Origin of the sequence: Micromonospora sp. DT81.3 (assembly GCF_049847225.1) — a bacterium.
Lineage (GTDB): Bacteria > Actinomycetota > Actinomycetes > Actinomycetales > Microbacteriaceae > Microbacterium.
In genome coordinates this window covers 205764-222661 of the sequence record NZ_JBNCNY010000008.1, presented here as the reverse complement: position 1 = coordinate 222661, position 16898 = coordinate 205764, and the positions used below count along the sequence as shown (strand labels likewise).

General features: G+C 70.3%; 15 protein-coding genes and 1 pseudogene. 4 read left to right on the top strand and 12 right to left on the bottom strand.

The features are described 5' to 3' along the window. Positions 1-86 precede the first annotated feature (86 nt). From ACPW96_RS17835 to groES, 3 genes are all read right to left on the bottom strand, one after another. A complete protein-coding gene (locus tag ACPW96_RS17835) occupies positions 87-1385 on the bottom strand; it encodes an ABC transporter substrate-binding protein (protein WP_425823271.1) in 1299 nt (432 codons plus the stop codon). 152 nt (positions 1386-1537) lie between these two features. Beyond that, positions 1538-2476: an EamA family transporter RarD gene (gene rarD, locus ACPW96_RS17830; protein WP_425884601.1), complete on the bottom strand. Its 939-nt coding sequence runs from the start codon at positions 2474-2476 to the stop codon at positions 1538-1540. Between the two features lie 179 nt (positions 2477-2655). Next, on the bottom strand, positions 2656-2952 hold the full coding sequence (groES, locus tag ACPW96_RS17825) for a co-chaperone GroES (RefSeq protein ID WP_425823267.1): 297 nt from the start codon (positions 2950-2952) through the stop codon (positions 2656-2658). A gap of 163 nt (positions 2953-3115) precedes the next feature. Here groES and ACPW96_RS17820 point away from each other — a divergent pair, with 163 nt between their 5' ends. Next, complete coding sequence (locus ACPW96_RS17820) at positions 3116-4297, top strand: class I SAM-dependent methyltransferase (protein ID WP_425884600.1); 1182 nt, start codon at positions 3116-3118, stop codon at positions 4295-4297. A gap of 12 nt (positions 4298-4309) precedes the next feature. Here the strand turns inward: ACPW96_RS17820 and ACPW96_RS17815 are convergent, their stop codons facing one another. The 9 genes and pseudogenes from ACPW96_RS17815 to coaA all read right to left on the bottom strand — a co-directional run bounded on the left by ACPW96_RS17815 (position 4310) and on the right by coaA (position 12246). Then, positions 4310-4798, bottom strand: coding sequence for a hypothetical protein (locus ACPW96_RS17815; RefSeq protein WP_425823263.1), 489 nt, complete (start codon positions 4796-4798; stop codon positions 4310-4312). Then, a complete protein-coding gene (gene tsaD, locus ACPW96_RS17810) occupies positions 4795-5862 on the bottom strand; it encodes a tRNA (adenosine(37)-N6)-threonylcarbamoyltransferase complex transferase subunit TsaD (RefSeq protein WP_425884610.1) in 1068 nt (355 codons plus the stop codon). The genes ACPW96_RS17815 and tsaD overlap by 4 nt, the downstream gene beginning before the upstream one ends. 72 nt (positions 5863-5934) lie before the next feature. Further along, a pseudogene (gene rimI / locus ACPW96_RS17805) lies at positions 5935-6351 on the bottom strand (ribosomal protein S18-alanine N-acetyltransferase); the annotation flags it as partial. Beyond that, positions 6348-6998 (bottom strand): tRNA (adenosine(37)-N6)-threonylcarbamoyltransferase complex dimerization subunit type 1 TsaB, encoded by a 651-nt coding sequence (gene tsaB, locus ACPW96_RS17800; RefSeq protein ID WP_425884598.1) that lies wholly within the window; start codon positions 6996-6998, stop codon positions 6348-6350. The gene tsaB and the pseudogene rimI, both read right to left, overlap by 4 nt. Positions 6999-7282: 284 nt before the next feature. Continuing rightward, positions 7283-7792 carry a tRNA (adenosine(37)-N6)-threonylcarbamoyltransferase complex ATPase subunit type 1 TsaE gene (gene tsaE / locus ACPW96_RS17795; RefSeq protein ID WP_425823259.1) on the bottom strand — a complete coding sequence of 170 codons (510 nt, stop codon included), beginning with the start codon at positions 7790-7792 and terminating at the stop codon, positions 7283-7285. Continuing rightward, positions 7789-8904, bottom strand: coding sequence for an alanine racemase (alr, locus tag ACPW96_RS17790; protein WP_425823309.1), 1116 nt, complete (start codon positions 8902-8904; stop codon positions 7789-7791). Before alr ends, tsaE begins: the two co-directional genes overlap by 4 nt. 5 nt (positions 8905-8909) lie before the next feature. Further along, positions 8910-9278: a holo-ACP synthase gene (locus ACPW96_RS17785; protein WP_425823257.1), complete on the bottom strand. Its 369-nt coding sequence runs from the start codon at positions 9276-9278 to the stop codon at positions 8910-8912. A gap of 31 nt (positions 9279-9309) precedes the next feature. Further along, the gene (gene glmS, locus ACPW96_RS17780; RefSeq protein WP_425823255.1) at positions 9310-11163 is read right to left on the bottom strand and encodes a glutamine--fructose-6-phosphate transaminase (isomerizing); all 1854 of its coding nucleotides are present in this window, start codon (positions 11161-11163) and stop codon (positions 9310-9312) included. A 126-nt stretch (positions 11164-11289) separates the two neighbouring features. Continuing rightward, complete coding sequence (gene coaA, locus ACPW96_RS17775) at positions 11290-12246, bottom strand: type I pantothenate kinase (protein ID WP_425884596.1); 957 nt, start codon at positions 12244-12246, stop codon at positions 11290-11292. A 189-nt stretch (positions 12247-12435) separates the two neighbouring features. Between coaA and ACPW96_RS17770 the strand changes: the two genes are divergently transcribed. The 3 genes from ACPW96_RS17770 to ACPW96_RS17760 are packed head-to-tail and all read left to right on the top strand — an operon-like array spanning position 12436 to position 16885. Then, on the top strand, positions 12436-13380 hold the full coding sequence (locus ACPW96_RS17770) for a Ppx/GppA phosphatase family protein (RefSeq protein ID WP_425884595.1): 945 nt from the start codon (positions 12436-12438) through the stop codon (positions 13378-13380). A 57-nt stretch (positions 13381-13437) separates the two neighbouring features. Further along, complete coding sequence (locus ACPW96_RS17765) at positions 13438-16017, top strand: DUF4062 domain-containing protein (RefSeq protein WP_425884593.1); 2580 nt, start codon at positions 13438-13440, stop codon at positions 16015-16017. Then, the gene (locus tag ACPW96_RS17760; RefSeq protein WP_425884592.1) at positions 16004-16885 is read left to right on the top strand and encodes a hypothetical protein; all 882 of its coding nucleotides are present in this window, start codon (positions 16004-16006) and stop codon (positions 16883-16885) included. Before ACPW96_RS17765 ends, ACPW96_RS17760 begins: the two co-directional genes overlap by 14 nt. Positions 16886-16898 lie beyond the last annotated feature (13 nt).

Below are 16898 nucleotides of genomic sequence, written 5' to 3'. Positions count from 1 at the left end.
GAAGCAAGAGGCGCCGCCCGGGACATCCCGGACGGCGCCTCACCATGCCCTCTTGACAAGAAGGCACTACATATCAGGAGTGCTGCTCAGCCCTCGTAGGCGACGTAGGTGTTGTCGTCCTGGTACTCGTAGATGCCGATCGACGCCTCGGTCGGGTCGCCGACCTCGTCGAAGGTGATCGGACCGGAGATACCGTCGTAGTCGGCCGTGCCGCCTCCCACGATGATCGCTGCGCAGTCGGCGTACGTCTCGCACTTCTCGCCGTCGCCGGATCCGCCGGAGACTTCCTGCAGCTTTCCGGCGATCGCCTCGCCCTCGGTGGAGCCGGCCGCAAGTGCGCCCAGCGCGAGGAGGATGGTGGCGTCGTAGGATTCAGCCGCGTAGCTGTAGTCCGTGAGCGCCGGGGTGCCCTCTTCCTCAAGGAAGGCGTCGAGCTCATCGGTGAACTCACCGAGGGTGTCGATCGTCAGGCCCGGAAGGGTGCCCTTCGAACCCGTGAGGGAGCCCTCGGGGAACTGTCCCGGTTCGAAGTTCTTCAGGTTTCCGTCGACGAAGTAAAACTTGTCGGCGGGGAACTGACCGATGAGGCTCGGCAGGATGGTCACGACCTCGTCGAACGTGATCAGCGCGATCGCATCCGGAGCGGCGGCGAGCACCTCGCTGATCTGCGCGTCGAAGCTCGTGTCACCCGTGTTGTACGTCGGGGCCGCGACGACCTCGCCGCCGGCGGCCTCGAAGGCCTCGGTGACGTACTTCGCGAGTCCGGTTCCGTACGAGTCGTTCAGCACGATCATGCCGAGCGTCTGGTTGCCGTCCTCGGCGATCAGGTTGCCGAGCACCTCGCCCTGCAGCACGTCGGACGGCGCGGTGCGGAAGTACAGCCCGTTGTCGTCATAGGTGGTGAACGCGTCAGAGGTGTTGGCCGGCGAGAACTGGATGACGCCCGCACCGACGACCTGGTCGATGAACTGCAACGACGTGCTCGAGGATGCCGCACCGATGATGGCCGACACACCCTCACCCAGCAGACGCGGGATCTCGGTCTCGTAGGCCTTGTTGTCGGTGTTGCCCGAGTCGCCGAAGACGACCTCGAGCTCGAGCCCGGTGTCGGCCGTCGCCGCGTTGATCTGCGACTGCGCGTAGGCGACGCCCGCTTCCTCCGGCGGGCCGAGGAAGGCCAGGTTGCCGGTCTGGGGCAGTGCCGTTCCGATGGTCAGGGCGAGATCCTCGACGGGACCTGCCGATTCGGTCGGCTCGCTTGCCTCGCCGCCGCCGCCGCTCGTGCAGCCGGCGAGGACCAGTACGCTGACGCCGGCGATCGCAATGCCGCCGAGTGCCGCGCGTACGCGCGAGCGTGAGGCAGTGCCTCGGGAAAAGACGCTCATAGTGCTCCTTGCTGTGAATGAACGCGGGCGCGGCTCGGGCGCCGACCCAATGAGGTTTACCCTAACCTCGCACCGGGCTCCCGAGTGTTGCGTCTCGTTAACGATGTGTAACGCGACTGAATCGTTACTTTTCCGCAACGCACCGGCGCATCTCAGGTGATCGCGGCCACATCCGAGACGCCCCGCGCCCGGCGTGCGAACACGACCGAATCCACGGTCAGCACGGTGAGCGCGAGCCACACCAGCCCGAAGCCGACCCACCGCTCGGGCGGCATCGGCTCACCCAGCAGCCACACGCCGATCACGAACTGCAGGATGGGCGCCACGAACTGCAGCAGGCCGATCAGCACGAGGGGCGCGCGGCGGGCACCCGCGGCGAAGAAGAGCAGCGGCGTGGCCGTGAACACTCCGGCGAGCGAGAGCAGCACCGCGTGCCATGGGCCGGCCGCGTCGAGCGTGATCCCTGTCGTGGCGCCGACCACGATCAGCTGGACGATCGCGATCGGCAGGAGCCAGAACGATTCCAGGGTGAGGCCGCTCACCGCGTCGACGGCGGGTCCGATCTGCTTCTTGACGAGCCCGTAGAGCCCGAACGACACCGCCAGGCTGAGGGAGATCCAGGGGAAGGTGCCGTATCCCAGCACGATGACGAGAACGGCGAGCGCCGCGACGCCGATCGCGATCCACTGCGTGAGCCGCAGGCGCTCTCGAAGCACGAGCACGCCGAGCAGCACCGTCACGATGGGATTGATGAAGTAGCCGAGGCTCGTCTCGAGCACATGGCCGGTGAGCGTGCCGATCAGGAAGACCTGCCAGTTGACGTAGATCAGCAGGCCCGCGACAGCGGTCCAGAACAGCAGGCGGCGCTGCCGGACGATGTCGCGGAATCGCCGCCACGATCGCAGCACCGCGATCAGCACGATGCAGAACAGCAGGGAGAAGACGATGCGCCATGCAACGATCTCCCACGGGCCCGTGGGGCTGAGCGTCAGGAAGTACAGGGGCAGGAAGCCCCAGAGGAAATACGCGCAGAAGGCGTATACGCCCCCGAGGATGCGCTCCCGCGCGGGGTCGGGACGGGCGGCTGACACTCGTCCAGCCTATGCCGCGCGCCGACGCGGGCGACGCGAACCGCATGCCGGCCGGCATCCGTTCTCTGCCATTCGGCCCCGCGTTCTGTCCGATGCGCCCGCGCGTTGGCCGCCCGGCCGGGACACACAGAAGGGCCCGGATGCCGAAGCATCCGGGCCCTTCATCGCTCTGGGCGTGATCAGCGGACGACGACCGCCAGCACGTCGCGGGCCGAGAGCACGAGGAACTCATCGGCGCCGAACTTGACCTCGGTGCCCCCGTACTTGCTGTAGATCACGCGGTCGCCGACGGCGACGTCCAGCGGAACTCGGTTGCCGTTGTCATCGATGCGGCCGGGGCCCACGGCCACGACCTCGCCCTCCTGGGGCTTCTCCTTGGCGGTGTCGGGGATGACCAGGCCACTTGCGGTGGTCTGCTCTGCCTCGATCTGCTTGATGACGATGCGGTCTTCGAGCGGCTTGATGGAAACCGACACGGTCTACCTCTTCTTTCTAACGCTTCTGAACACGGAAGACTTGTTAGCACCCTCACCCCGAGAGTGCTAACGCCAGTCTAGGCAAGCGCTGGCACTCATGCAACGCGAGTGCCAGTCGAGACCCGATCGCCGGAAGAGACGACCGTAGGCTGAGGGTGTGGAGATGGCCGAACTCACCGCGCTGCTCACGCCCGAAGGGCTGCGCCTGCTGGATCAGGCCTGGTCGACGGCGGATGTCGCGCACGAGGTGTCGCGGCTGCGCGCGGCCGGGCATTCCCCCCAACTCGTGTCGGCGGTCGTCGGCCAGGCGCGCCTGCGGGCGAGGGCCCGGGTCAAGTTCGGGGACTTCGCCGACCGGATGCTCTTCACCTCGGCCGGCCTGGAGCAGGCGACCCGGCTGCCGGTCGCGGCGCTGCACGCGCGCCGCTTCCGCGACGCCGGCATCACGAGGATCGCCGATCTCGGCAGCGGCATCGGGGGCGATGCCCTGGCATTCTGCGGCGTCGGCATCGACGTGCTGGCCGTCGACGCCGACGAGGTCACCGCCGCGATGGCCGCCTACAACCTCGCACCCTTCCGGCCGGGGACGGAGGTGCGGCACGCGAGGGCGGAGGACGTCGACCTGGAGGCGTGGGACGGGGTGTGGCTCGACCCGGCGCGGCGGACGGCGGGGCATACCGAGACGACCCGGCTCACGCGCAGCGAGGACTACTCGCCCCCTGTGGAGTGGGCGTTCGGACTGGCCGCGAGCCGGCCGCTCGGCATGAAGCTCGGACCCGGTTTCGACCGGTCCCGCATTCCGGCCGACGCGGAGGCGCAGTGGGTCAGCGTCGACGGCTCCGTCGTCGAGCTCGCGCTGTGGTTCGGATCCCTCGCGCGGCCCGGCATCCGCCGAGCGGCGCTCGTGATCCGGGGCGACAGCGCCACAGAGCTGACCGCGGCGGATGACGCGCCCGACGTCGAAGCGCGAGAGCTCGGGGAGTACATCCATGAACCCGACGGCTCCGTCATCCGCGCCCGCCTCATCGGCGAGGTCGGGCGGGCGCTCGAGGCGGGCATGCTCTCGCCCGGTATCGCCTATCTGACCGGAGATGCGGCCGTGACGAGCCCGTTCGTGTCCACCTTCCGGGTGCGGGAGGTGCTGCCGAATGATCTGAAGGCGCTCGGCAAGGCGCTCCGCTCGCGGGAGATCGGGACCCTGGAGATCAAGAAGAGGGGCGTGGATGTCGATCCGGCCGTGCTGCGGAAGCGCCTGTCGCTGCGCGGGCCCGAGCGCGGGACGCTCATCCTCACCCGTATCGGCGACCGCCGGCTGACGGTGCTCGCCGACCGAGTGGCTCGCTGACGGCGAGAGGCGTCAGCTGAAGAGCCTCAGCTGCGCGGCCGCCCACAGCATCCAGCCGGCGCTGTAGACGAGGCCCAGGATGCCGAGCACCAGCGCCCAGGTCGCAACGGGGCGGCTCTCGAGGGGTCGGCGGAGCGCGAGCGCCGCGAGCACGATGCCGACGACGGAGATGGGGAAACCCCATCCGACGAAGAACGAGGAGATCAGCCCGGTCAGCGAGAATCCGAGCCCCCAGGCCCCGAGGCCGCGGTGCGGAGCGATCGGCGGCGTGACCATCCACTGCGGGAACGGCGCGGTGGGATCGGGTTCGTCGTGCGAGGCGGTGACGGCATCCACCGGGCCGGTCGGCAGCCGGGAGAACGACGCGGAGGGCACGCCGGGGACGCGTGCCTCCGGTCGGGCGGCGTGGTCGAGATCGACATCCGGCGTGGGCGGCTCCTGTGGAACGGGCCGCTCACCCCCCCAATTCGTGCCACTGCCGTTCATGGCTGAGCCGCTCATGCCGGCACCGCCTCGTCGACCTGGATCTGCGTCACGGGCAAGGTGGAATCGGCGCCGAAGCCGAGGCTCGAGGGCGCGCGGCCGGCCATGATGAGCTCCGACGCGAGGGCGGCGATCATCGCGCCGTTGTCGGTGCAGAGCGACAGAGGGGGAATGCGGACCGTCACGCCCGCAGCATCCGCCCTCTCGAGCGCCACGTCGCGGAGTCGCCTGTTCGCGATGACCCCGCCGCCGAGCAGCAGCCGGGGCACCTCGTAGCGGGCGCACGCGTCGAGGGCCTTGGTGACGAGCACGTCGACGACCGACTCGCGGAAGCTGGCCGCGACGTCGGCGACGGGAATCTCCGCACCCTCCGGCTGCTGCTCGACCCAGCGTGCCACCGCGGTCTTCAGACCGGAGAACGAGAAGTCATACCGGTGCTTGTCCATGTCCGAGGCACGTGAGAGGCCGCGGGGGAAGCGGATCGAGGCGGGGTCTCCGGATGCCGCGGCCCGGTCGATCTGAGGGCCCCCAGGGTAGGGCAGCCCCAGCAGCCGCGCGACCTTGTCGAACGCCTCGCCCGCGGCGTCGTCCACGGTCTCGCCCAGCAGTTCGACGTCGCTGGTCAGGTCGCGGACAAGGAGCAGCGACGTGTGCCCTCCGGAGACGAGGAGGGCGACGGTCGGGTACTCCAGGGGCGGCGCCTCGGCGTCGAGGATGTCAGCCGCGATGTGCCCGACGAGGTGGTTGACGGCGTAGAGCGGCTTGCCGAGCGCCACCGCGAGAGCCTTCGCGGCCCCGATGCCGACCATGAGCGCGCCGGCCAGACCGGGCCCGCTGGTGACCGCGACCGCATCGAGGTCGCTCAGCGCCACCCGCGCCTCGGCGAGCGCCGCCTCGATGGCCGGCTGCAGGGCCTCGAGGTGTGCGCGTGCAGCGACCTCCGGGACGACCCCGCCGTAGCGCGCGTGCTCGTCCATGCTGCTCGCGATCGTGTTGCTGAGCAGCGTGCGCCCTCGGACGATGCCGATGCCGGTCTCGTCGCAGCTCGTCTCGATGCCCAGGACGAGGGGTTCGCGGTTCAGGTGCATGGTCTCCTCCGCACGCGGGGCCCGCGCCGCGGCCCACGCCGGCAGATCGAGCTTCATCACGACCGCATCCACGTCGTCGGGCTGGTAGTAGCGCGGGCGACGCCCGACCTCCGTGAAGCCCTCGGATGCGTACAGCGCCTGGGCAACCGGATTGTCGACGCGCACCTCGAGGAAGAGGTCGCGGGCGCCGCGCGCCGACGCCTCTGCGATCAGCGTGCGCAGCAGTCGGCGACCCTGGCCGCGGCCACGGGCGGACTCGGCGAGCGCTATGGTCTGGATGTCGGCATCCGCAGCCCCGCGTGGAGCGCGAAGACCGGCATACCCGACGATGCGCCCGGCCGTCTCGAGGATGATGTAGTGCCCGTGGGCGCTCCGCAGTTCCTCCCGCATCATGGCCGGCGACCAGGCGTCGGTGGGGAACGAGGCGTTCTCGATCGCCATGATGGGCTCGAGGTCGGCCGGTGTCGCGAGTCGGATGCTCATGTGCCCACCCGCTTGGGTGCGTGACCGATCGTCACGTCGGGGGCGCGCAGGTAGAGGGGCTCGGATGTCGGCAGGCTCCTCTGCGACGTGACCGCCCGGGCCGCGAGCAGGCCCAGCCCTGACGGGTCGATCGAGGTCACGACCTGCAGGGAATCCCCCTCGAGCGTGAGTTCGTCGACGACGACGTCGGTGCCCGCCGCGCGAAGCTGCGGACCCTCCAGCTTGTGGGGCATCCCGTCGTCGTCGACTCCGTCGTAGATGCTGACGGCCATCTCGCGCCGCCGGGCGTCCGTGACGACGGCGAACGGCGTGCGACGAATGTCGCGCTCAGCACCGGTCGTCGCGGCGAGGGCCGCCGCGTCGTGGCTGGCGACGGGGATCATGGGCACTCCCCTGGCGAGCGCGAAGACACGGGCGGCGGCGATGCCGATGCGCAGCCCGGTGAATGGACCGGGGCCCATGCCGGCGACGACATGAGTGATGTCGGCGGGCGCCGCGGATGCCTCGGCCAGCGCGCGCTCGAGCAGCAGGCCGATGGCCTCGGCGTGTCCGAGTCGCGTTTCGCTCACGGCCGCGCCGCGCACGACGCCGTTCGGCTCGACCACGACGACGGTCGATCCGATCGAGGTGTCGACGGCAAGGATCACCCTTCAAGGGTAGTGCGGGCCGTCGCCCCGCTCGGGCGGGCGTTCGCGTGGTCGGCCCTCGGGCGCAGGTGTCGGCGATTCGCGATATCAAGTCTGCGCTGAGGTTCGCGCAGACTTGCACCGACGCGAGGCTGGCCCACGCACCGCTCAAGTCTGCGCTTGGGCAGACGCAGACTTGAGTACGTCGAAAGAGAACAGCTGCGCCGCCGGGAACCCGCCAGCAGAGACCCCCGCCGGCCGAGACTCCGCGAGGGCGGAGCGCAGCGACGCCGGAGGCCGGAACCCTACGGTCGGCGCGACACCGTCACGACCCGGGGGGCATCGGCGTCGAGTTCGACCTCGACGCGGGTGGGTCCCCCGCACGCCGTGTCCGCGCCACGGCCGCCGACCGGGCGCTCCAGCTCGATCTCCCACCACGAGTCGCGCAGCCCGTCCACCATGTCGCGACCCCACTCGATGATCACCACCGAGCCGTCGAAGTCGATGTCCAGATCGTCCAGCTCCCTGGCAGACCGCAGCCGGTAGGCGTCGACGTGCACCAGTGGAGCGCCGCCGACCAGCGACGGGTGCGTGCGTGCGAGGACGAACGTCGGGCTCTGCACGGGACCTCGCACTCCGAGCCCCGCCGCGATTCCGCGCGTCAGTGTCGTCTTGCCCGCTCCCAGCGGACCCGTCAGCACCACGAGATCCCCAGGGCGCAGCATCCGCCCCAACCGCTCGCCGAACGCCTCCGTGTCATCCACCGTCGACAGAACCTGTCGCCCCTCCAGCTCCGCAGGCCCCGAAGAGGTCACGACGACACCTGCCTCCGCGCCACGCGTGGTCCGATCCGCGTGACGATCTCGTAATTGATCGTCCGCGCGGCGTCCGCCCAGTCATCGGCCGCCGGCAGACCGAGGGTGGGGTCGCCGAAGAGCACGACCTCGTCGCCGACGGCCACCGGGTGGTCGCCGACATCGACGACGAACTGGTCCATCGCGATGCGTCCGGAAACCGAGAACCGGGATCCGCCGATCATCACCGGACCGCTCCCCGACGCCTGCCGGGGCACCCCGTCCGCATACCCGAGCGGCACCAGCGCGAGCGTGGACTCCGCGGAGGTGCGGTGGTCGTACCCGTAGGAGACCCCCTGACCCGCCGGCACTCGGCGAACCGCCGCCACCGCGCCGCGCAGCGTCATCGCCGGGATGAGGCCCAGCGACGCCGATGATCGGTCCGTGAACGGCGACAGCCCGTACAGGCCGACGCCGATACGGACGCAGCCGAAGCGCGTCTCGGGCAGCGCGATCGCCGCGTGGGTGGCCGCGAGGTGCAGCAGGGGCGGGGCGATCCCGACCGCGGCCGCCGCAGCGACACCGCGTTCGAACTCCGCCAGGGCAGCGCGATCGTCGTCGGCGGACGCGTTCGAGAGGTGGCTGAACAGCCCCACGACTCTGACCTTGCCAATGCGCTCCAACCGCGCCGCCTCCGCGAACACGACGCCCCAATCGGCGGGCGCGATGCCGTTGCGGGACAGACCCGTCTCGAGTTTGAGGTGCACGCCGACGGGGCGATCCATGGATGCCGCGGCCGCGGCCGCGAGAAGCTGATCGAACGTCGAGATGCCCAGTTCGACGCCGACCGAGGCGGCCTCGGCGAAGGAAGCCCCCGGAGCGTGCAGCCACGCGACGATCGGGGCCATGATGCCCGCGCGGCGCAGGGCGATGCCCTCGGCGGTGTCGGCGACACCCAGGCGCGACGCACCGCCCTCGAGCGCGGCGACCGCCGAGCGGGCGGCCCCGTGGCCGTAGCCGTCCGCCTTCACGACCGCGATCACCTCGGCGCCGGTGAGCTTTCGGAGGTGCCGCGTGTTCGCCGTGATCGCGGAGACGTCGATCAGCGCTTCGCGCATGACCCCGGCGGGCATCCGCGTCACAGCAGCGCCCCGTCCGCCGCCTCGGCCACGACGTACGCGACGGCGAAGCCGCCGTCATGCGTCATCGACAGGTGGATGACGGTGATTCCGCGCTCAGCGACGACGACGGCGGTCGAGCCGCCCAGCGTGAACCACGGGCGCCCGGACTCCTCCGGGGTGACCTCGATCTCGGACCAGTGCAGACCCTCCGATCCGCCGAGTGCCTTGATGAGCGCTTCTTTGGCCGCGTATCGCGCGGCGAGCGAGCGCACGGGGAGGGCGCGTTCACCCGGCGAGAAGAGCCGCTCCAGCAGCCGCGGGGTGCGCTCGATCGATCGCTCGAACCGAGAGATGTCGACGAGGTCGACGCCGATGCCGATGATCACACGCATCCCCTCCCGCCCGCGCGGGCCGCGGCTACTCTACCGTGACGGACTTCGCGAGGTTCCGCGGCTGGTCGACATCCAGGCCCTTGGCCGTGGAGAGGCCCATCGCGAAGATGTGCAGGGGAACCACCGCGAGCAGCGGCTCGAAGAGCGGACCCGCGAGCGGGATGCGCAGAACCTCGTCGGCGTACGGCAGCACTGCGACATCGCCCTCCTCGGCGATCACGATGACGCGGGCGCCGCGTGCGCGGATCTCCTCGATGCTCGAGACGACCTTGCGGTGCAGCTCCGCGGACTCCCGGGGAGACGGCACGACGACGAAGACGGGCTGCCCGGGTTCGATCAGCGCGATGGGACCGTGCTTGAGCTCGCCCGCGGCGAAGCCCTCCGCGTGGATGTACGCGAGCTCCTTGAGCTTGAGCGCGCCCTCCAAGGCGATCGGGTACCCCACATGGCGGCCGAGGAACAGCACCGAGCGGGTGTCGGCCATCCAATGCGCGAGCTGCTCGATGCGGCCCTGCTCGCCGTCGAGGATCCGCCGGATCTTGCCCGGGATGCCTTCGAGCTCGAGCACGTGCTGCGCGCCCTCGGTCGGCGAGATCGACCCGCGAACACGAGCCAGGTGCAGCCCGAAGAGGTAGAGCGCCGTCATCTGGGCGACGAACGCCTTGGTCGACGCGACGGCCACCTCTGGGCCGGCGTGCGTGTAGACGATGGCATCCGATTCCCGTGGGATCGTGGCGCCCTGAGTGTTGCAGATCGACAGGGTGCGCGCGCCGCGCTCCCTGGCGTACTTGACGGCCATCAGCGTGTCCATCGTCTCGCCGGACTGGCTGATCGAGATCACCAGGGTGTCGTCGCCGATCACGGGATCGCGGTAGCGGAACTCGTGCGCGAGCTCGACGTCGACCGGCACCCGGGCCCACTGCTCGATGGCGTACTTACCCACAAGGCCGGCGTAGGCGGCGGTGCCGCACGCCACGATGATGATGCGGGAGATGCCGGTGAGCAGCTCGTCCATCCCGTCGAGCTCGGGGATCACGACCTGGCCATCGCGCACGCGCCCGAGGATCGTGTTGTTGACGGCCTCGGGCTCCTCGCTGATCTCCTTGGCCATGAAGCTCGACCAGCCGCCCTTGTCGGCGGCCGCGGCATCCCACAGCACCTCGAAGGGTTCCACCTCGACGTCGGCGCCGGTGAAGTCGGTCACCCGCACGCCGGTCGGGGTGATCGAGACGATCTGGTCCTGACCGATGGCGAGCGCGTTGCGCGTGTGCTCGACGAAGGCCGCGACATCCGACCCCAGGAAGTTCTCACCCTCCCCGAGCCCGATCACGAGCGGCGAGTTGCGGCGGGCGCCGACGACCAGACCGGGGTGGTCCTCGTGCATCGCGAGCAGCGTGAAGGCGCCTTCCAGGCGGCTGACCACGGCGCGGAACGCGGCCTCGAGGTCGCCCCCGGCGGCCCGGTACTCCCGGCCGAGCAGGATCGCGGCCGCTTCGGTGTCGGTCTCGCTGACGAACGTGTAGCCGTCCGAGAGCAGGTCGGCCTTGATCTCGGCGAAGTTCTCGATGATGCCGTTGTGGATGACGGCGAGCTTGTCGTCGTCGGCGAGGTGGGGGTGCGCGTTGGTGTCGGTGGGGCCGCCGTGGGTCGCCCAGCGCGTGTGACCGATGCCGGTGGTGCCGTCGGCAAGCGGGTGCTCGATCAGGTCTTCCCGCAGCACCTTGAGCTTGCCCGCACGCTTGCGCATGCCCAGCTCACCGCTGCCGTCGATGACGGCGACGCCCGCCGAGTCGTATCCCCTGTACTCGAGCCGGGCGAGGCCGGCGAGGAGGATGGCCTGGCTGTCGCGAGGGCCCACGTATCCGACGATTCCACACATGCGACCAGCTTAAGCGGGAGGGTATGCGAGGACCCTGGACGAACCTCTGGGCAGACCCGCCGGTCGCCGAGCCTGTCGAGGCGTCGACCCGTTGACATGCTTGGGGACCGTGGCTCGGAACCGGTCCTACAGTTTGCGCAACCGCACCATGTCGACGGAGTGGTTCGCGCCCTTCTGCAGGATCAGCGTCGCGCGGTGCTTGGTCGGGAGCACGTTCTCGAGGAGGTTCGGCAGGTTGATGTCGTTCCAGTAGCCGAGCGCGGTGCGCGCGGCCTCCGCGTCGTCGAGGTGCGCGAACACGTTGAAGAACGACGACGGGTTGGCGAAGGCGCCCTGCTTCAACGCCAGGAAGCGGTCGACGAACCACTGCTCGATGTGGGCGGTCTCGGCATCCACGTAGATGGAGAAGTCGAAGAGGTCGCCCACCGACACGTCGTTCGGGGTGGGCGGCGGGGCCAGCACGTTGAGCCCCTCGACGATGACGACATCGGGCCTGCGCACCACGACATGAGCGTCGGGCACGATGTCGTAGCGCATGTGCGAATAGAAGGGCGCGCGCACCTCGGGGGCGCCGCTCTTGACCTCGGTGAGGAAATCGAGCAGGCCGCGCCGGTCGTACGATTCCGGGAAGCCCTTGCGGTCCATCAGTCCGCGCCGCTCCAGCTCGGCGTTGGGGTAGAGGAATCCGTCGGTCGTCACCAGCTCGACACGAGGGGTGTCGGACCATCGGCTCATGAGCTCGCGGAGCAGACGGGCGATCGTGGACTTGCCCACCGCGACGGAGCCGGCGACACCCACGACGAAGGGCGTTGTCGTGTCGGGCTCGCGCAGGAACTCACTGGTGGATGCCCCGAGCCGCTTCGTGGCTGTGGCGTAGAGGCTCAGCAGCCGGCTCAGGGGGCGGTAGACCTCGGCGACCTCGAGCATGTCGAGCCGATCGCCGAGCCCGCGGATCTGCACGATCTCGGTCTCGGTCAGCGGCTGCTCGACCTCGGGGGCGAGGCGCGCCCAGTCGGCGCGATCGATCTCCCGATAGGGGGAGAGCACGGAGGTGCTGGGGATTCCGAAATCGGCGGTGGACATCGCGCCCATCGTATCGCCGGACTTCTCCCCCCTCTCCCTCGCGAAGGGACGCAACCTGCGCCAATCCCGTGCTTCAAGCAGCAGATTGCGTCCTCTCGCGAAGGGACGCAACATGCGACAGCCCCGACCCTCAGGCAGCAGATTGCGTCCCTTCGCGAGGGTGGGAGGGCCCCGCGATAGGGTCGACGCGTGCGCCTCGGAGTCCTCGACATCGGTTCCAACACGGTCCATCTGCTCGTGGCGGACATGCTGCCGGGCGGGCGTCCCCTCGCCCGGACGAGCCAGCGGACCGTGCTGCGGCTGATGCGCTACCTCGCGCCGGACGGATCGATCACCGAGGAGGGCGTCTCGGGCCTGGAGTCCGCCGTCGCGGCCGCCAGGCAGGTCGCCGCGAAGGAAGGGGTCGACGAGCTGCTCGCCACCGCGACATCCGCCGTTCGAGACGCGACGAACGGCGAGGACGTCATCGCTCGCATCGAGGCGGCGCTGGGCCAGCCGCTGCAGGTGCTCGGGGGTGAGACGGAGGCGCGCTTCACCTTCCTCGCGGTGCGGCGATGGTTCGGGTGGTCGGCCGGCCAGATCCTGCTCTTCGACATCGGCGGCGGTTCGCTGGAGCTGGCCGCGGGCTCGGACGAGCTGCCCGCGGTCGCCGAGTCGGTTCCGCTCGGTGCGGGCCGGATGACGGTGGAGTTCCTGCCGGATGATCCACCGCGCGAGGCCCAGATCGAGGGACTCCGAACGCATGCGGCCGAGCTGCTCGCGCCCGTCGCCCGCGTCTTCGCGTCGCAGCCCCGTGCGGACCATGTCGTCGGCTCGTCGAAGGCGATCCGCTCCCTCGCCAAGCTCGCGGGTTACCCGATGCCCGGCTGGTCGGGCATCGAGCGGATGGTGCTGCCCCGGGCAGCACTGAAGGCGTGGATCCCCCGGCTCGCGCGCATCCCGGCGGAGGCGCGGCAGGAGCTGCCGGGGATCACGCCCGACCGCACGTTCCAGATCGTCGCCGGCGCGGTGGTGCTGCACCAGGCGATGAAGGCGATGGATGTCGACGAGCTCGAGGTGTCGCCGTGGGCGCTGCGCGAAGGCGTCCTGCTGCGCTACATCGAGTCGCTCTCGTGGACAGCGCCACCCACGTAGACGCCCACCGGCACGGCGGGCTGGACGCGGCGGGCCTGCGTGGTCCACACTGCGTAGATGGACGCACCTGCGGTGTCGATCCGCACTCCCGACCAGCGCATCCGTGTCTTCGTCAGTTCCACTCTTCGAGAGCTGGAGACCGAACGACGCGCGGCGCGCCAGGCGATCGAGTCGCTGCATCTGGCACCCATCATGTTCGAGCTCGGCGCCCGGCCGCACCCGCCCCGGTCGCTCTATCGCTCATACCTCGCGCAGAGCGACATCTTCGTCGGCATCTACGGCGAGAGCTACGGCTGGGTGGCACCGGGTGAGGAGGTTTCGGGCCTCGAGGACGAGTACATCCTGAGCGCCGGCCTGCCGAAGCTGATCTACGTCAAGGACCAGGCGCCCGGCCGTGAGCCCCGCCTCGAGGAGCTGCTCGACCGCCTGCGTGAGGACGATCAGACCTCCTACAAGAGGTACACGGACGCCGACGAGCTGCGGGAGCTGATCACCGCGGACATCGCCGTGATGCTCGCCGAGCGCTTCGACGCGAGCCGGTCCGCCGAGACGGAGGAGAGGCCCCCGGAGGACGGGGGCACGGCGGGTCATGTTCCCGCCCCGTTCTCTGCGATCGTCGGACGCGCCGGCGCCATCGCGACCGTCCGGGAGCTGCTCGAGCGACGCGACGTTCGGCTGGTCACCCTGACCGGACCCGGCGGGATCGGCAAGTCTCGCCTGGCGATCGAGATCGCCGGCGGAATGGCAGCGGAGGGGGGAGACGTCGTCTTCGTGTCGCTCGAGGCGGTGCGCTCCGCGGACTTCGTGCTGCCGGCCATCGCGCACGAGCTGGGCGTACGGGACTCAGGAGACGGCCCGCTGCAGGACAAGATCCTCACCGCGCTGGCGCAGCGCCGGCTGCTGCTCGTGCTCGACAACATGGAGCACGTGCTGGATGCGGCATCCGTCGTCATCAAGCTCATCTCGACGCTGCCCGACCTCACGGTGCTCGTCACGAGCCGCTCGCCGCTGCGCCTGCGGCCCGAGCGCACATTCGAGGTGCAGCCGCTGGAAGTGCCGACGATGGATGCCGAGCTGTCGCCGCACGCCGCGGCGGCCGTGCCGTCCGTCGCGCTCTTCGTCGAACGTGCACGGGCGGTCCGCCCCGACTTCGAGCTGACCGAGGCGAATGTGTCGGCGGTGATGGGCATCTGCCGGGCGCTCGAAGGCGTGCCCCTCGCGCTCGAGCTGGCCGCTGCGCGCGTCCGCAGCCTCTCCCCCGAGAGCATCCTCGAGCGCCTGGCCGACGGCCTCGGCCTTCTCTCCAGTGGTGCCCGGGACCTGCCGGAGAGACAGCGAACGCTGAGCGGCACGATCCAGTGGAGCGTCGACCTGCTGCCGGCTTCGGCGCGGACGACTCTGGCCAGGCTCGCGGTGTTCACGGGACCCTTCACCCTCGAGGCGGCCGAAGCGCTGGTCGGCGACGGCACGCTGGACTCGCTGGACGCGTTGGTGGAGTCGAGTCTCGTGCGTCAGCGGGACATGCAGGGCGAGGACGTGTTCAGCCTGCTCGCCACCGTGCGCTCGTACTCGGCCGCGCTCAGCACGCCGGACGAGTGGGATGCCGCCCGCGACGCGCACGCCGCCTACTTCCTCGGCCTCGCCCGGAGCGCCGCAGTCGGCCTCCGAGCGGGCGGTGACCAGGCGAGGTGGCTGATCGCCCTCAACATCCAGCGCGCCGACCTCGCCTCGGCCGTGGGCTGGTTCACTCAGCGGGCCGCGTGGGACAGCGCCACCGATCTCGCGTGGTCGCTCTGGCTCTACCTCTGGCTCGGCGGCCTGCTCGGGCAGGTGCGCACGTGGATGACGCGGCTGATGGATGAGGCGGCCGCCCGCGGCGAACAGCTCTCTCCGCGCGCCGAGGCGATCGCGCTGTACTTCACCCGGGCCATCGCGTTCTGGCAGCAGCAGGACGTCGACCTCGTCGGAGGCCTCACCCGGAGCGCCGAGCTGTTCGGCGAATCCGGCGACGCGTCGGGCGAGGCCCTTGCGCGCGTGTCATCCGCCCTCGCCCGGCTCGCGGCCACCACTCCGGATGTGCCGGGCGCGATCGCCGAGCTGGAGCGCAGCCTGACTCGCTTCCGCGCCGCCCAGGACCGCTGGGGCGAGGCCATGTCGCTGGTCACGATGGGGCGGGTGCTTCTCGTGGCGGGGCAGGTGGATGCCGCGGCATCCCGCTTCGAAGAGAGCCTCGATCTCGCGACGGCCGAGGGGGAGCCGCTCGGCATGGCGATCGCGCTGAACCACCGGGGGTGGGTGCGCCTGCTGGGCGGAGACGTCGACGGCGCCGAGGGCGACTTCATTCGGGGACTGGAGATCTCGGCATCCCTGGGCCACGATGAGGGCGTCGCCTACGGGCTCGAGGGGCTCGTCGCCCTCGCGGCGGGCGCCGGCGACGCGGCGCGCGCGGGAGAGCTGTCCGGTGCTGCCGAGTCGCTTCGGCAGCGAACCGGATCGTTCAACGCCGCCGCCTTCTCCTTCCACGGGCCGGCCATCGAAGCCCTCCGCTCCGCCGGCATGGGCGACGAGTTCGACGCCGCGGCCGCCCGGGGTCGCGCGCTGCCGATTGCGGAGGTTCTCGATCATGCGCGAGTCTGAACGGCCGCCCCTCGCGGGCTCTGACCGCATCTTGCTTCCCGTTCGGTGGCTGGCCGTTCTGCTGCTGCCCTTCCTCCTGGTCGCCGCCGGAATCCTGATCCTGCTTCCCGGCCGCACGGCCGAGTTCTTCGCCTGGCCGATCGCGCCGCCGCTCACCGCGATGGTGCTCGGTGCCGCGTACGTCGGCGGCATCGTGTTCTTCGCCGCCGTCGTCCTGACCCGCGACTGGCACCGCGTTCGCCGGGGCTTCCTGCCCGTCTTCGTGTTCGCCACCCTTCTCGGGATCGCGACGGCTCTGCACATGGACAAGTTCACGCTGAACCTTCCGTTCGTGGCCTGGGCGGCGCTCTACGCCACCACCCCCTTCCTCGTCGCGTGGGCGGCGATCGTTCAGCGCCCTGCCGACCCCGGCACGCCGGCACCCCTCGACACGGAGATCCCGGCCCCGCTCGCATGGTGCCTCGTCGGGGTCGGTGCGATCGCCGCCGTGACGGGACTGACGATGTTCGTCGTCCCTACCGCCTTCATCGAACTCTGGGGCTGGGATCTGACGCCGCTGACCGCCCGCACCGTCGGTGCGATCCTCAGCCTCACCGGATTCGTCAACGTCGCCATGATCGTGGATCGCCGATGGAGCAGCTACCGGGCCCTCTACGCGGCGCAGCTGGTCAGCCTGGCGTTCCTTCTCTTCGCGGTCCTGGTGCGCCGCGACGACATGCACTGGGAACGGCCCGCCGCGTGGGGGTTCGTCGCGCTGCTGTGCATGGCGCTCGTCCTCTACGGGGGCTTCGCGGCGTGGGCCGAGCGGACCATGCGCCGCTCGGCTCTGCCGACGGATGCGGCGGTGTCGAACGCCCATCGTCCGTAGGCGACAAGCGAAA

Coding starts and splice junctions, on each gene's coding strand:
- ACPW96_RS17835 (WP_425823271.1), bottom strand. CDS start 1,385: ATGAGCGTCTTTTCCCGAGGCACTGCCTCACGCTCGCGCGTACGCGCG.
- ACPW96_RS17820 (WP_425884600.1), top strand. CDS start 3,116: ATGGCCGAACTCACCGCGCTGCTCACGCCCGAAGGGCTGCGCCTGCTG.
- ACPW96_RS17815 (WP_425823263.1), bottom strand. CDS start 4,798: ATGAGCGGCTCAGCCATGAACGGCAGTGGCACGAATTGGGGGGGTGAG.
- alr (WP_425823309.1), bottom strand. CDS start 8,904: ATGCCCGCCGGGGTCATGCGCGAAGCGCTGATCGACGTCTCCGCGATC.
- glmS (WP_425823255.1), bottom strand. CDS start 11,163: ATGTGTGGAATCGTCGGATACGTGGGCCCTCGCGACAGCCAGGCCATC.
- coaA (WP_425884596.1), bottom strand. CDS start 12,246: ATGTCCACCGCCGATTTCGGAATCCCCAGCACCTCCGTGCTCTCCCCC.
- ACPW96_RS17765 (WP_425884593.1), top strand. CDS start 13,438: ATGGACGCACCTGCGGTGTCGATCCGCACTCCCGACCAGCGCATCCGT.
- ACPW96_RS17760 (WP_425884592.1), top strand. CDS start 16,004: ATGCGCGAGTCTGAACGGCCGCCCCTCGCGGGCTCTGACCGCATCTTG.